The organism is Actinomadura kijaniata NBRC 14229 (assembly GCF_001552175.1).
In the GTDB taxonomy this organism is placed as follows: Bacteria; Actinomycetota; Actinomycetes; order Streptosporangiales; family Streptosporangiaceae; genus Spirillospora; species Spirillospora kijaniata.
In genome coordinates this window covers 1-13,198 of record NZ_BCQR01000089.1, presented here as the reverse complement: position 1 = coordinate 13,198, position 13,198 = coordinate 1, and the positions used below count along the sequence as shown (strand labels likewise).

Here is a 13,198-nt window from a genome sequence, read left to right as displayed (position 1 = left end):
CGGTCCGAGCTGCGCGCGGCGGGCGGCGCGGCGGAGGCGCCCGGCCGGGGCGACCCGCTGGCCGCGCTGACCGCCCAGCAGCGGCAGATCGCGGCGCTGGTCGCGGCCGGGGCCACCAACCGGGAGATCGCGACCCACCTGATGATCAGCACCCGGACGGTGGACGGCCACCTGCGCAACATCTTCACCCGCCTGGGCCTGCGCTCCCGCGTGGAGCTGGCCCGCCTGGCGGGCTAGACGGTGCTTCAAAGCCCTGGCCTACGACGCTCGCCCGGAGGGCTCGCGCCTCACCAGGTCTCGGCGAGCGCGGCATCGCTTCGCGATCTGACCTGCACGACCTCCGGTTTCCCGACCGTTGACGAGGTGCGGCCGCGCCGTGGTCCGGACCGTACGGCGCGCACCGTCGGTGAGCGTGCTCAGCGGGGGTCGATCGGCGTCAGCGTCCCGGTCGTCGCCTCCACCACCGCGGCGGCGTCCAGGCACAGGTCCTCGCGGAACCTCGGCCCGATGATCTGTACGGCCTGGGGCAGGCCGTCGGCCGGCCCGACGGGCACCGCGACCGCGGGCAGCCCGAGAAGGTTGACCACCACGGCCAGGCGCATGGTGGCCGGCCAGTCGGCCAGCCACCGGGGATCGAGATCGGAGCCGACCGGGAAGGCCGGGCGCGTGCGAATCGGCGCGAGCACCAGCGGTGTCCGGCTCATCCACGCACTCCACAGGCGCGCGATGGTCGCCCGCTCCATCAGCGGGTCGAACGCCTGCTCCCCGGCGGCCTGCGCCCAGATCGGCTCGTAGGCCTGCCAGAAGCGCACGAAGCCGGGGGACGCGACCGTCTCGACAGGGGGCTGCTCCCGGTGCACCCGGCCGTAGCCCGACATGATCTGCGTGTAGATCTCGCTCGCGCGGGTCAGGGCCGGGGCCCGGCCTTCCTCGACGAGATAGCCAGCGTCGGCCAGCGCTTGGGCCGCGCGCCCCAGCGCGTCGGCCACCCGCGGGTCGGTCGGGGCTCCGTCGGGATCGGTCACCACGCGGACCCGCACCGGCGCCGGCAGGGGCGGGCCGTGCAGGGGCACCGGTGCGTACCACGGGTCCCCGCCGGGCCGTCCGCACATGTGGTCGAACGCCAGGCGCAGATCCCGCACGTGCCGGGCGATCGGCCCCTGGACGCCGAGCAGCTGGAAGGCGAAGGGAGTCGGCCCGGCCGCCCGTTCCCCGGTCTGTGCCACCCTGCCCAGCGAGGTCTTCAACGCGCTGACGCCGCAGCACTGGGCGGGCCAGCGCAGTGAACCCGCGCCGTCGTTCCCGATTCCCAGCGCGGACATTCCCGTCGCCACCGCGACCGCGTCTCCGCCGCTTGAGCCGCCCGGGGTGTGCTGGGGAGACCAGGGGTTGACCGTCGCGCCGCGCAGCGCGTTGTCGGTGTGCCAGCGCATGCCGAACTCGGGCATGTTCGTCCGGCCGATCGGGATCGCTCCCGCCGCGCGCAGCTCGGCGACGCAGGGCGCGTCGGTGTCCGCCGTCGCCTCCCGCAGGGCGGGGATGCCCATCGTCGTCGCCGAGCCCGCGACGTCGATGTTCTCCTTGACCGTCATCGGCACGCCGCACAGGGGGCCGGCCGCCTCACCCCGCGCCAGCGCCCGGTCGGCCGCGTCCGCCGCGGCGAGCGACTCCTGCTCCAGCGTGACCGTGATCGCGTTCACGCGGGGATCCACGCCGTCGATCCGCCGTAGGTGCGCCTCGATCACCTCCCGGCACGACACCTGCCCGCCGCGGACCAGCTCCGCCAGGTCCCACGCGCCCAATGCCCACAGCTCCGTCAACACGCCCTCCTCGGTGTCGGTGCCGGGAAATCTAGGAGCGGACACTGGAAAAGAGCAGTCTTGTGTTTCCCGGCGGCCTCAGCCGGTGCTCACCGCGACGTTCACGGACTGTCCTTTCTGCAGGTCACCGGCTGGAGACGGGCCCGGTCAGCCGATCGGTGGTGCGAGGTATTCCAGCGCGTAGCCGTCGCCGGAGGGGGTCACGCGGGCGATGCCGGGTGAGTCGAGGTGGGCGCCGGCCACGAAGTGGTGGGGTCGGGTCAGTTGTTCGAGGAGGGCCGCTCTCGCGGCGCGGGCCTGGGACTGGTCGCCGTCGAGCTCCCAGGACACGTCCGGCCGATCGAACTGGAGCGTGGGAACGTGAACGGTGTCGCCCCAGGCGAGAAGGTGGCCGGCGCCGCTCCTGACGTCATAGACGGTGTGACCGGGTGTGTGGCCCGGTGTCGGGATCGCGGTGGCCCAGTCGTTGATCGCGGTCTTCTCCGCCACGGGCACGACCCGGTCGCGGATCGGTTCGAGCCGCCCCGTGAACACCGAGGTGTCGCCCGCGCCGATCCACACGCGTTCGAGTTCGGGGAACGCCTCCGAACCGTCCGGCGCGATCAGGCCGCTCACGTGGTCTTCGTGCTTGTGGGTGATGGCCACATCGGTGACCTGCGCGCGGTCGATCCCCGCTTCGTCGAGCGCGTCGTAGATCAGTCCCATGGTGGGGTCGTGCCAGGCGTTGGACGCGCCGGTGTCGATGAGAACCGACCGCGTGCCGTCGGTGACGAAGAAGGCGTTGACCGACAGCCGCAGGTTGTCGCCGGCCAGCGGGACGGCGGCCGGCAGCTCGTCGAGCGTGTGCCCGTCCTCGTCGCGGAGCCGTGTCGGCGGCATGTCGATGTACCCGTCCCGCAACGAGACCACCTGTAGATCGCCGAATTCGAACGTGGCATGGTGCCGGCCACTCGAGACCAAACGCATGGAACCTCCGTCGTACTGGGCGCACATCGCGCATCTTCCATAGAAGACTCTGTCTCCTTTAGGAGAAACCCTACACTGTTGGGCGGCGACGTACCCATCGATCGAGGAGCACGGTGGTCGAGCAAGACGGAACCGCGGCCGGACCACAGCACGGTGACGACCTGGCCGGCGCGTTCGGCGGTAACGTGCGGCGACGCCGCGAGGAGGCGGGCCTGACGCTGGAGCAGCTGTCCGCGCGGTCGTCGGTCAGCCGGGCGATGCTGTCCAAGGTCGAACGCGGCGAGAAGAGCCCGACGATCGGCGTCGCGTCCAGGATCGCCCACGCGCTCAACGCGTCGCTCTCGGACCTGTTCGGCGCGCCGGCCGCCGCCGCGTCCGGTGTGGCCATCGTCATGCGCGAGAACCAGCGCCCCGTTTTCCGTGATCCGGAAACCGGTTTCGAGCGGCACATGGTGTCAGCGGCTCCGGGCGCGGGGGGAGCCGAGATGATCTTCCACTACCTCCCCGCGCAGGTCTCCACCGGGCTGCTGCCCGCGTATCCGCCGGGTACGGAGAAACAACTCGTGGTGCTCGAAGGCACCCTCACCGTCGCGATCGGCGGGATCAGCGAGACCCTGAACACGGGCGACTCCCTGTTCTTCCAGGCCGACGCGGACCACGGCTTCGCCAACCGAACGAACGCCCCCTGCGAGTACATCATGGTCATCTCGCGCAGAACCTGATCGGCCGCAGCCTGGACGAAACCGACCGGGTTCTGCCGTAGCGGGTGGCGGTGCCGCGCCAATGCTTGGGTTGGTCGAAGCAGCGCTCCACCACGTTGCGGCGCTTGTCGACCTGGGGATCAAAGGCCGGTGGCCGCCCGCCGCGCGAGCCACGACGGACGCGATGGCGCACCTGGTCCGCATCGGCGCGGGTTTGAGCGGGCCGCAACATACGGGTGAAGGTGCCATCGGCGGCCCGCCGGCGAACCCGGTTCGGAGGGCCACGGGCGATCGCTGGAGCGTGGCCCGGCACCGGCGCGTTCCCGGGTCAGCGGGCGGACGCGCGGGCCTCGCTGGGGGTGCGGCCGAAGCGGGCGCGGAAGTGCCGGGCGAAGTGGGCCTGGCTGGAGAAGCCCCAGCGGTAGGCGACGTCGGCGATGGTCGTGCGGGCCGCCCCCGGGGCGGTGAGGTCGGCGTGGGCGCGCTGGAGGCGGCGTTCCAGGATGTGCCGGGCCGGGGTGGTGCCGGCCGCCTCGAAGATCCGGCCGAGATGCCGCACCGACACCCCCGTCACGCCCGCGACCCGCCCGGGGGTGAGGCACGGGTCGTGCAGGTGCCGCTCGATGTAGTTCTCGGCGACGATCAGCTGGGTCCGGTACGCGGCGGGCGCGGGCCGCCCGCCGGAGCGTTCGGTGGCCAGCAGCCGCAGCAGGTCGAGGACGCCGTCGCGGGCGCCCCCGGGGCCCGCCGCGCCCGGGTTCTCCAGGACCGACCGCAGCGCCACGACCAGCTCGCCCTCGCGGACCGTCCCGCGCCCGAACAGCATGGGCGCGGGGACGCCGCCCGCCATGCACTGCTCGACGAACAGGTCGCGCGGGATGTCCACCAGGAACTGCCGCATGGTCGAGGAGAACCCGAACAGGTACGGCCGGCGCGTGTCGTACACGACGAGGTCGCCGGCGGTGGCCGACAGGCAGCCGTGCTCGTGCAGGAACACGGCCTCGCCCTTCAGCAGCAGGGTCGCGAACACCGAGTCCTTCGGCGCCGACCTCGCCACCTGCGGGCTGCGCTCCACGGAGTGGGCATTGCCGCTGATCTCGGCCAGCCGGACGTCCCCGAGCCGGAAGTTGGCCTGCCGTGCCAGCAGCCCGCGCTCGGAGTAGGACGTGCAGGACAGCCCGACCAGCGCCCTGCGGTTGTAGTCCTCCCAGAAGCCGATGCGGTCGCGCGGGTCGACGTCCTCGGTGCTGGCCTCGGAGATCATCAGTGCTGGCGCCGGCATGGTCTCGCTCCTCCCGCCCGGGCGGTCCTGCGACGGAGCCTATGCCGTGACCTGGGTCATACGGCCAGGTAACCTCCGTCCACCGGAAAGACCGCGCCGGTCACGTAGGACGCGGCGGGCGAGCAGAGGAACGCCACGACGGACGCGACCTCCGGCGGACGCCCGTACCGCCCGGCCGGGATGCGGGCCAGCACGGCCGCCGCGGCGTGCGGGTCGTCCAGCAGGCCCCGGGCCAGCGGCGTGACGACGAAGCCGGGCGCGACCGCGTTCACCCGGACGCCGTCGGGCGCGTACTCGGCCGCCAGCGACCGCGTGAGCTGGGAGACCCCGCCCTTGCTGGCGCTGTAGGCGGGCCGGTCCCGGCTCCCGGCGAAGGCGAACATCGACGACACGTTCACGATCGCGCCCGCCCCGCGCGCCAGCGCCGGGCGGGCCGCCTGGCACGCCACCATCGTCGCGGTCAGGTTGACCTCCAGGACGCGGCGCCAGCGGTCCGGGGCGTACTCGTCGCGGTCGTGGCTGACGCCCGCGCAGTTCACGAGGACGTCCAGCGGGTCGTGCGCCGCGATCAGTCCGGTCAGGCCGTCGGCGTCCAGCACGTCGTGCTCGACCACGCGGACGCCGGGGCGGCCGGGCGGTTCCGCCGGCTCGGCCGGGCGCAGGCCGAGGGCGGTGACCTCGGCGCCCAGGTCGGCGAACAGCGCGGCGGTGGCCGCCCCGATGCCGGACGTGCCGCCCGTGACGAACACCCGCCGCCCCGCGTACAGGCCCGCCTCGAACCCCGCGGTCATGGCCGCACCAGCACCTTGATCTCCTCCGTGGTGTCCAGCAGCGCCCGGAACCCGTCCCGGACGACCTCCGCCAGCGGGACGACCGAGGTCACGATGGACGTGAAGTCCATGCCCTCCTCGGCGGCGAGCCGGATCAGCTCGCCGTGGCAGTCCCGGTAGCCGACGCTCCCGATGATCGACTGCTCGTTGTTGACCAGCGCGAACGCGTCCACGGTGACCGTGCCGCCGAGCCCGAGCAGCACGGTCCGGCCCCCGCGGCGGGTTCCGGCCAGGCAGTCGGCCAGCGCCCGCCCGGACCCGACCGCCTCGAACGCCAGGTCGGCGGCCCCGGGCGGCAGTCCCCCGGCGTCCACGGTCTCGGCGGCGCCGAGCCGGCGCGCCAGCGCCCGGCGGGCCGGGGACGGGTCGCACGCGACCACCCGTCCCGCCCCGTACCGGACGGCGAGCCGGACGACGAGCAGCCCGATCGGGCCGAGGCCGACCACCGCGGCGGTCTCCCCGTCCCGCAGCCCGGACCTGCGCACCCCGTGCAGCGCGACCGCCGCCGGTTCGAACACGGCCGCCTGCCGCAGCGACACCCCGTCCGGGAGCCGGTGCAGCATGTAGGACGGCACGACGGCCCGCTCGGCGAGCCCGCCGTCGCCCATCAGGCCCGCGAACCCGAAGTGGGCGCACAGGTTGTACTCGCCGGCCGCGCACCGCGCGCAGCGGCCGCACCGGTAGTGCGGCTCCACCGCGACCCGGTCGCCGGGCGCGAACCCGGTCACGCCGGGCCCGACCTCGGCGACCGTCCCGCTGAACTCGTGCCCGAGGGTCAGCGGGGCGGCCCGTCCCGACTCCGGGTGCGGCTCCCCGACCGGGATGGCGTGCGGCCCGTCGGCGTACTCGTGCAGGTCGCTGCCGCAGATCCCGCAGTAGGCGACGGCGATCGCCACCTCGCCCCGGCCGGGGGCGCGCCGCGGCACGTCCTGTACCCGGACGTCGCGCGGACCGTGCCACACCGCGGCCCTCACGCGGCCGCCCCCCGGCGGCGCAGCACGGCCGGGGCCGTCTCGCGCAGCCCGAACGACAGCGCCACCACCAGCGCCGCGCCGCCCGCCGCGATGAACATGGCCGCGTCCAGCCCCCAGATGTCGGAGGCGCGCCCGGCGACGAGCGGGCCGAGGAACCCGCCGGCCAGCTCGCCCACCCCCATGATCACGCCGAGCGCGGTGGCGAGCGCCGCGCGCGGCACGGTCTCGGCCGGGATCGTCGCCATGAACAGCGTGAAGCAGCCGAGCCCGGTGTAGGTGAGGATCATCAGCGCGCCGAGCGGCACCGGGTCGTCGACGTGGACCACCGCGAGCGGGCAGCACGCCGCGAGGGCGGTGAACCCGATCAGCGAGGCGCGCCGGCCGATCCGGTCGGAGACGGCCGGGGTGGCGAAGCCCCACAGCACCCAGGCGACGCCGAGGCACGTCATGACGGCGCTCATCGTGCCCGGCCCCCAGCCCTTCTCGTCGGTCAGGTACCGGGGCGTGAACGTGATCATCGTGACGAACCACGTCAGGTAGCACGGCGCGATCAGCATGCAGATCACGACGTTGCGCAGCCGCAGGACCTCCCGCACCGGCACCCGCGCGACCGGCCCGGCCGCCGCCCGCGCCCGGGGCGCGTGCTCCCGCACGTACTTCGCGATCACGGCGGCGATGACCAGGCCGGGGACGATCGTGACGTAGAACGCCGTCCGCCACCCGAAGGTGTCGGCGAGCCACACGACCGCCACCGGCGCCACGATGCCGCCGAGCAGCCCCGCCGACGACCCCTGGAGCAGCCCCATGTTGAGGCCGCGGCGCGACTCCCGGGACGCCTCCACCATCAGCGCCTGCGCCATCGGCAGCACCGCGCCCTCGGCGGCGCCCATCAGCGCGCGCGCCGCCAGCAGCCCGAGGAACCCGGTCATCAGCCCCGACGCCGAGGAGAACAGCGAGAACAGCACGACGGCGACGACGAGGATCGGCTTGCGCCGCCCGAGCCGGTCCGACAGGCCCCCGGCGCACATCCCGGCCAGCGCCCACGTCAGCGCGAGCACCCCGGACAGCACGCCGAGCTGCGCGTTCGACAGCCCGAAGTCGTCGTCCATGTACGGGGCGAGGAACGCCAGCGCCTGCCGGTCGAAGAACACGAACCCGAACGCCAGGAACAGGATCGCCAGCAGCCGGTTCTCGTACCGGTCGGCGGCGGGGTCGTCCCGCGTGAGGACCGGGGCCATCAGCGGAACAGCGAGTCGATGTGATCGGCGCCCAGCCCGACCGCGTCGTAGTGCCTGCGGCACATGTCGATGTAGTCGTGGACGTCGAAGTACCCCTGGGGGTCGCCGTTCTCGTCCAGCCAGATGAGCGGGCCCTTGACGATGAACAGCGTCTTCATCGGCTCCTCGTGCTCGTAGGCGACGAGGGTGTGGCCCTCGCCGGGCGCCTCGTAGACGAAGTCGCCCGCCGTCGCCGTCCAGGGGCGCTCCAGGTAGCCCCACTTGCCGGAGATCGTGTAGGCGAACACCTCGTGGGGGTGGTAGTGCCGGTTGACGAGCCCGGCCTCCTTGGCCCGCAGGATGTCGGACCAGGTGTTGTCCTTCACGTTGATCCACAGCGGCCGCGACCCGACGGTCTCGGTGAACGGCACGTAGTACCGGTCGTCGTCGGTGGCGACCTTCGGCAGGTACACCTCGGGCAGCGCGTCGGGCTTCTGCGAGTTCTCGATCGGCTTCAGGTTCTTCCAGAACTCCGAACCAGGGGTCTCCGGCATGCGAACGGCTCCTCTCGCGGTCTGTCGCTGCGAGTGAACCCCCCGGGTGGGACCCCGGTCTTTCCTGTGGCGGACGCCGTCCTTTGCGGATCGCGGACATCGGACCCGGGTTTGAGACTTTTTCCCGAAAACCTTACGGATACCGCGTCGAAGTCTCACTCGAAAGTTCAGCGATACCGTCGAAGGTATGGCCATCGGCGCCAAGGGCCGGACGCGGCGATCGCCGCGAAGCGAGGGGAAGGAGGGAACCCATGCCGATCCTGCCGTCCGAGCGTGACCCCCGACTGATCACCGTGCGCCGCGGCGGAACGCTGACCGACGAGCACCACCGGCTGCTCGCGGAGTGGGCCGCGCTCTGCGCCGAACACGTCCTGCACCTTTTCGAGCGGGAGCGGCCGCACGACACCCGCCCGCGCGACGCCATCGGCGTCGGCCGCGCCTGGATCCGCGGCGAGGTGCGCATGCGCGAGGCGCACCAGACCGCGTTCGTGGCGAACGCCGCCGGGCGCGGACTGCCCGCCCCGGCGAAGTTCGCCGCCCTCGCCGCCGGGCAGGCGGTGGCGGTCGCCCACGTCGCGGCCCACGACCTGGGGGCCGCGGCGTACGCGATCAGGGCGGCCGCCGCTGCCGCCGGTGACGCCGAGGCGGCACGCCTCAGGGAGCGGGACTGGCAGCGGGAGAGGATCCCCGCGGAGCTCCGGGAGCTGGTCCTCGATGACCAGCGGCGTCGAAGCGCGATCTGCTGGCACGTCTTCGACGACTGACCCGCGGCGTTCGCCCGCCGCCCGGCCGGGCGGGGATCCGGCCGGGCGGCGGGCGCGTCCTCACGGGGCGGGCGGCAGGTCCACCAGGGTCGCCAGCGCGGCCCGGTGCCGGTCCGGGGCGCCCAGCGCGAGCGCGGCGCTCTTGGCGCGCTTGAGGTACAGGTGCGCGGGGTGCTCCCAGGTGAAGCCGATGCCACCGTGCATCTGCACGCACTCCTCGGCGGCCCTCACCGCGACGGCCGAGCAGTGCGCCTGCGCGACCGCGACGGCGACCGGCAGGTCCGGGTCGCCGGTGGCGGCGCAGGACGCGGCGTGCCGGGCGACGGCGCGGGCCTGCGTGACGGAGGTCCACAGGTCGGCCAGCCGGTGCTTCAGCGCCTGGTAGGAGCCGACCGGACGGCCGAACTGGTAGCGGGTCTTGACGTAGGCGACGGTGGACTCCAGGCAGCGTTCGGCCAGGCCGAGCTGCTCGGAGGCCAGGATCGCCGCGCCGGTCAGCAGGGCCGTCCGCAGTGCCGCGTCGCCCTCGGCGACCCGCCGCGCGGGGACGCCGTCGAACGTCACGTCGCACAGGCGGCGGGTCATGTCGAGGGAGACGACCGGGGCGCGGGCGGCGTCGGCGGCCTCCACGGCGTACAGGCCGTCGGCGGCGGGCACCAGCAGCACGTCGGCGGCGGACCCGTCGGCGACGCTGGTCACGGCGCCGGTGAGCGTGCCGTCCCCGGCGCGCACCGTCGGGGTGAACGCGGCGTGCGGGTCCGTGGTGAACGGGACGGCGAGCACGGCGGCGCGCCCGGACTCCAGCAGTTCGCGGTCGTCGGCGGCCAGCAGCGCCGCGACGCCGAGGACCGCGCCGGTCAGGAACGGGACGGGCGCGACGGCGCGGCCGATCTCCTCGGCCACCACGGCGGTCTCCCGCCAGGTCGCCCCGGCCCCGCCCCGGTCCTCGGGGACCGGCAGCGCGGTGACGCCCATGTCGGTGAGGGACTGCCACAGGGCGGCGTCGAGGGGCTCGTCGCGTTCGGTCCCGGCGAGCACGTCGTTCCAGGGGGCCTTGTCGTCGAGCAGCTCGCGGACGCCGGCGCGCAGGTCGGTCTCGATCTCGCTGTAGAGCAGGTCGCTCACTTCGGCAGGTCCTTCCACGGCACGTCCTTGTCGACCCGGATCTCGCCGGGCAGGCCGAGCACGCGCTCGGCGATGATGTTGCGCAGGATCTCGGAGGTGCCGCCCTCGATGGAGTTGCCCTTGGCGCGCAGATAGCGGTAGCCGGGCGAGCGGCGGGTGAAGTCGACCTCGGCGGGGCGGCGCATCGTCCAGTCGTCGTAGCGCAGCCCCTCCTCGCCGAGCAGCTCCAGCTCCAGGCCGGAGATGCGCTGGTTGAGGTCGGCGAAGGCGAGCTTGGCGGCCGAGCCCTCGGGGCCGGGCTGCCCGGCGGTGAGCTGCTGGCGCAGCCGCCGCCCGGTGAGGCGGGCGGCCTCGGCCTCCACCCACAGCCGCAGGACCTCGTCGTGCAGGCCGGGGGTGCGCAGCTCGGGGCGCTCGCGCCACAGCTCCGCGACGACGCCGATCATGCCGCCCTCGCGGGGCACGGCCTGGCCGCCGATGGCGACGCGCTCGTTCATGAGGGTGGCGGTGGACACCCGCCACCCCTGGCCGACCTCGCCGAGGCGGTGCTCGTCGGGGACGCGGACGTCGGTGAGGAACACCTCGTTGAACTCGGCCTCGCCGGTGATCTGCCGCAGCGGGCGGACCTCAACGCCGGGCGCGGTCATGTCGCACACGAAGTAGGTCATGCCGCGGTGCTTGGGCACGTCGGGGTCGGTGCGGGTGACCAGGATCGCCCACCGCGCCTCGTGCGCCATCGACGTCCAGACCTTCTGGCCGTTGACGATCCAGTGGTCGCCGTCGCGGACGGCGCGGGTGCCGAGCGCGGCCAGGTCCGAACCGGCGCCGGGCTCGCTGAACAGCTGGCACCAGACCTCCTCGCCGGTCCACAGGGGCCGCAGGAAGCGCCGCTTCTGCTCCTCGGTGCCGAAGGCCAGGATCGTCGGGGCGGCCATGCCGAGCCCGATGCCGTTGCGCTCGGGCTGGTTGGAGGGCGCCCCGGCGCCGGCGAACGCCCGGTCGACCTCGGGCTGCAGGTGGCGCGGCGCGCCGAGGCCGCCGAGCCCCTCGGGGTAGTGGACCCAGGCCAGCCCGGCGTCGAACCGGGCGCGCAGGAACTCCAGCGGCTCCATGGCGGCCGGATCGTGCTCGGCGAGGAACTCCTCGACCCGCCTGCGCAGCGCGGCGGCGTCGGGGGGTGCGGTGCTCACGGGAACGGACCTCCGCGGGGTGGGCGACGATACATACCAACCGGTCGGTATGGGGCCCACCCTAGGAAGTGCGGGCTGACGCCGTCAACCGTGAGATCGCCCGTCAGGTCAGGTGTTCCAGCAGCGCGACGGCGGCCGGGTTGCCCGGCCGGGGGGCGCGGCCCACCAGCTCGACGGTCCGGGCCGGGACGGGCTGGCGGATCCGCACGCACGGCAGCCCGGCCCGCTCGCCGACCGGGCGGGGCACGATCGCCACACCGATGCCCGCGCGCACCAGGTCGACCAGGAACCGGATCTGGGTGACCTCGCAGGTGATCTGCCGGTGCAGGCCGCACCCGGCGGCCAGGCGGCGCACGGCGGTCTCCAGGCCGGTGCCCGCGCGGAAGTCGACGAAGCGCTCCTCGGCCAGGTCCCGCAGCAGGGCGCGGCCGGCCCCGGCGAGCCGGTGGCCGGGCGCGGTCACCAGCACCAGCTCCTCCCGCCAGGACCGGAAGGAGGCCAGCCCGTCGGGCAGGGCCGCGCCGTCCAGCGCGACGTAGGCCAGGTCGAGTTCGCGGGCCAGCAGCGCGTCCAGCAGCTCGCCGGTCGGGGCCTCGCTCACCGCGATCTGGACGCCGGGCCGGGCGCGGTGGAACGCCGCCAGCTCGCGCGGCAGATCGACGCTGGTCAGGGTCTGAATGCTGCCGACGGCGACCCGGCCGGCGGCCAGCTCCGTCACGGCGGCGACCGTCTCCCGCGCGGCGGCGGCGTCGGCGAGCAGCCGGCGCGCGACCGGCAGCAGCGCGTGCCCGGCCGGGGTCAGCACGGGCCGCCGCCCGGTCCGGTCGAACAGGTCCGCGCCCAGCTCGTGTTCCAGCTTGCGGATGGAGGTGCTCAGCGCCGACTGGACGATCAGTTCCGAGCGGGCGGCGGCGGTGAAGCCGCCCTGGGTGGCCACGGCCACGAAGTGCCGGAGCTGGCGCAGTTCCATCCATCTACGATAGCGATGGCTGCCAGCGAAATGATGTGTTGGACCGATGGGAGCGCCCGCGCGCATGCTGGGGCGCGTGAACCACGTGCCCTTCCTGTGGTCCGTCGCCTACGGGCCGCGCCACTCCGCTCCGACCCGCTTCCTGGCCCGCCGCGCGCTCGGGATGGCCGCCTTCGTCCGCGCGCTCGCCGAGGCCGAGCACCGTTCGTTCACCGTGCTGTGAGGGCCGGGCGGGCGGCGATCCCCTCCACGAGCACGTCCACCGTGAACGCGAACCGGGCGTCGTTGTCGTCCGGCTCCAGCTCGTCGGCGCAGCGCCGCAGGTGCGGAAGGTCGAGGTCGCCGTCGGGGCGCAGCCAGGACGGGGGCGTCCGCTCCAGGTCGTCCGGGTCCAGGTGCGCGGGCGGCCGGTCGTACGGCGCGTCCTGGAACTCCACGAAGCCGACGACCGCGCGGATCGTCTCCATGCAGGCGCGGTAGGCGTCGGGCAGCGGCAGGCCGACCGCGGCGAAGAAGCCGATCAGCGCGTCCACGTTGCGCAGCATCGTCGGATGGCGGGCCATGGTGACGTTCTCGCGCAGCGCGAGGGTGGTCATGCCGGGGTGCCGCCGGTAGTGGGCGCGCAGGTCGTCGCAGTAGGCGCGCAGGCAGTCGCGCCAGCGGGCGGGGTCCAGCGGCGGCGGCCGCCACTCCGACTCGAAGATCTCGGCGGCGAGCGCGACCAGGTCGCGCCGGTCCTCGACGTAGTTGTAGACCGCGCGCGGCGAGACGCCGAGCTCGGCGGCCAGCGAGCGCATCGTCAGCT

15 protein-coding genes are annotated in these 13,198 nt (G+C 74.0%); 4 read left to right on the top strand and 11 right to left on the bottom strand.

The genetic code is table 11. The features are described from left to right. On the top strand, positions 1-237 hold a 237-nt coding region (locus AKI01S_RS26550), incomplete at its 5' end, for a helix-turn-helix domain-containing protein (RefSeq protein ID WP_169814022.1). A gap of 179 nt (positions 238-416) precedes the next feature. Here AKI01S_RS26550 and AKI01S_RS26545 read toward each other — a convergent pair. Next, the gene (locus AKI01S_RS26545) at positions 417-1,820 is read right to left on the bottom strand and encodes an amidase (RefSeq protein ID WP_067823707.1); all 1,404 of its coding nucleotides are present in this window, start codon (positions 1,818-1,820) and stop codon (positions 417-419) included. Positions 1,821-1,967: 147 nt separating this feature from the next. Next, complete coding sequence (locus AKI01S_RS26540; RefSeq protein WP_067823712.1) at positions 1,968-2,786, bottom strand: MBL fold metallo-hydrolase; 819 nt, start codon at positions 2,784-2,786, stop codon at positions 1,968-1,970. A gap of 113 nt (positions 2,787-2,899) precedes the next feature. Here AKI01S_RS26540 and AKI01S_RS26535 point away from each other — a divergent pair, with 113 nt between their 5' ends. Continuing rightward, positions 2,900-3,508, top strand: a complete 609-nt coding sequence (locus AKI01S_RS26535; protein ID WP_084000284.1) for a helix-turn-helix domain-containing protein — start codon at positions 2,900-2,902, stop codon at positions 3,506-3,508. A gap of 307 nt (positions 3,509-3,815) precedes the next feature. Here the strand turns inward: AKI01S_RS26535 and AKI01S_RS26530 are convergent, their stop codons facing one another. Genes AKI01S_RS26530 through AKI01S_RS26510 form a run of 5 tightly spaced genes read right to left on the bottom strand, consistent with a single transcriptional unit; the run spans position 3,816 to position 8,344 of the window. Continuing rightward, positions 3,816-4,769, bottom strand: coding sequence for a helix-turn-helix domain-containing protein (locus AKI01S_RS26530; protein WP_067823704.1), 954 nt, complete (start codon positions 4,767-4,769; stop codon positions 3,816-3,818). Between the two features lie 56 nt (positions 4,770-4,825). Beyond that, the gene (locus tag AKI01S_RS26525; RefSeq protein ID WP_067823700.1) at positions 4,826-5,560 is read right to left on the bottom strand and encodes an SDR family NAD(P)-dependent oxidoreductase; all 735 of its coding nucleotides are present in this window, start codon (positions 5,558-5,560) and stop codon (positions 4,826-4,828) included. After that, on the bottom strand, positions 5,557-6,573 hold the full coding sequence (locus tag AKI01S_RS26520; protein ID WP_067823697.1) for a 2,3-butanediol dehydrogenase: 1,017 nt from the start codon (positions 6,571-6,573) through the stop codon (positions 5,557-5,559). The genes AKI01S_RS26525 and AKI01S_RS26520 overlap by 4 nt, the downstream gene beginning before the upstream one ends. Beyond that, on the bottom strand, positions 6,570-7,811 hold the full coding sequence (locus AKI01S_RS26515; RefSeq protein ID WP_067823694.1) for an MFS transporter: 1,242 nt from the start codon (positions 7,809-7,811) through the stop codon (positions 6,570-6,572). Before AKI01S_RS26515 ends, AKI01S_RS26520 begins: the two co-directional genes overlap by 4 nt. Beyond that, positions 7,811-8,344 carry a 2,4'-dihydroxyacetophenone dioxygenase family protein gene (locus AKI01S_RS26510; protein WP_067823691.1) on the bottom strand — a complete coding sequence of 178 codons (534 nt, stop codon included), beginning with the start codon at positions 8,342-8,344 and terminating at the stop codon, positions 7,811-7,813. Before AKI01S_RS26510 ends, AKI01S_RS26515 begins: the two co-directional genes overlap by 1 nt. 251 nt (positions 8,345-8,595) lie before the next feature. Between AKI01S_RS26510 and AKI01S_RS26505 the strand changes: the two genes are divergently transcribed. Then, positions 8,596-9,108 (top strand): putative immunity protein, encoded by a 513-nt coding sequence (locus AKI01S_RS26505; protein ID WP_067823688.1) that lies wholly within the window; start codon positions 8,596-8,598, stop codon positions 9,106-9,108. A gap of 60 nt (positions 9,109-9,168) precedes the next feature. Here the strand turns inward: AKI01S_RS26505 and AKI01S_RS26500 are convergent, their stop codons facing one another. The 3 genes from AKI01S_RS26500 to AKI01S_RS26490 form a co-directional block, all read right to left on the bottom strand. After that, complete coding sequence (locus AKI01S_RS26500; RefSeq protein WP_067823685.1) at positions 9,169-10,233, bottom strand: acyl-CoA dehydrogenase family protein; 1,065 nt, start codon at positions 10,231-10,233, stop codon at positions 9,169-9,171. Continuing rightward, entirely contained in the window at positions 10,230-11,423 is a 1,194-nt protein-coding gene (locus AKI01S_RS26495) for an acyl-CoA dehydrogenase family protein (protein WP_067823683.1), read from the bottom strand. Before AKI01S_RS26495 ends, AKI01S_RS26500 begins: the two co-directional genes overlap by 4 nt. Before the next feature lie 103 nt (positions 11,424-11,526). Further along, positions 11,527-12,393 carry a LysR family transcriptional regulator gene (locus AKI01S_RS26490; RefSeq protein WP_067823679.1) on the bottom strand — a complete coding sequence of 289 codons (867 nt, stop codon included), beginning with the start codon at positions 12,391-12,393 and terminating at the stop codon, positions 11,527-11,529. A gap of 76 nt (positions 12,394-12,469) precedes the next feature. Between AKI01S_RS26490 and AKI01S_RS51830 the strand changes: the two genes are divergently transcribed. After that, positions 12,470-12,616 (top strand): hypothetical protein, encoded by a 147-nt coding sequence (locus AKI01S_RS51830; RefSeq protein ID WP_169814021.1) that lies wholly within the window; start codon positions 12,470-12,472, stop codon positions 12,614-12,616. Here AKI01S_RS51830 and AKI01S_RS26485 read toward each other — a convergent pair. After that, positions 12,603-13,198, bottom strand: a 596-nt coding sequence (locus tag AKI01S_RS26485) for a TetR/AcrR family transcriptional regulator C-terminal domain-containing protein (protein ID WP_067823676.1), incomplete at its 5' end; no start/stop codon positions are given. The two genes, AKI01S_RS51830 and AKI01S_RS26485, sit on opposite strands and share 14 nt — an antisense overlap.

Bases quoted from the DNA above. Each gene is read 5' to 3' on its own strand.
- AKI01S_RS26530 (WP_067823704.1), bottom strand. From the start codon at position 4,769: ATGCCGGCGCCAGCACTGATGATCTCCGAGGCCAGCACCGAGGACGTC.
- AKI01S_RS26540 (WP_067823712.1), bottom strand. From the start codon at position 2,786: ATGCGTTTGGTCTCGAGTGGCCGGCACCATGCCACGTTCGAATTCGGC.
- AKI01S_RS26505 (WP_067823688.1), top strand. From the start codon at position 8,596: ATGCCGATCCTGCCGTCCGAGCGTGACCCCCGACTGATCACCGTGCGC.
- AKI01S_RS26490 (WP_067823679.1), bottom strand. From the start codon at position 12,393: ATGGAACTGCGCCAGCTCCGGCACTTCGTGGCCGTGGCCACCCAGGGC.
- AKI01S_RS26525 (WP_067823700.1), bottom strand. From the start codon at position 5,560: ATGACCGCGGGGTTCGAGGCGGGCCTGTACGCGGGGCGGCGGGTGTTC.
- AKI01S_RS26515 (WP_067823694.1), bottom strand. From the start codon at position 7,811: ATGGCCCCGGTCCTCACGCGGGACGACCCCGCCGCCGACCGGTACGAG.
- AKI01S_RS26510 (WP_067823691.1), bottom strand. From the start codon at position 8,344: ATGCCGGAGACCCCTGGTTCGGAGTTCTGGAAGAACCTGAAGCCGATC.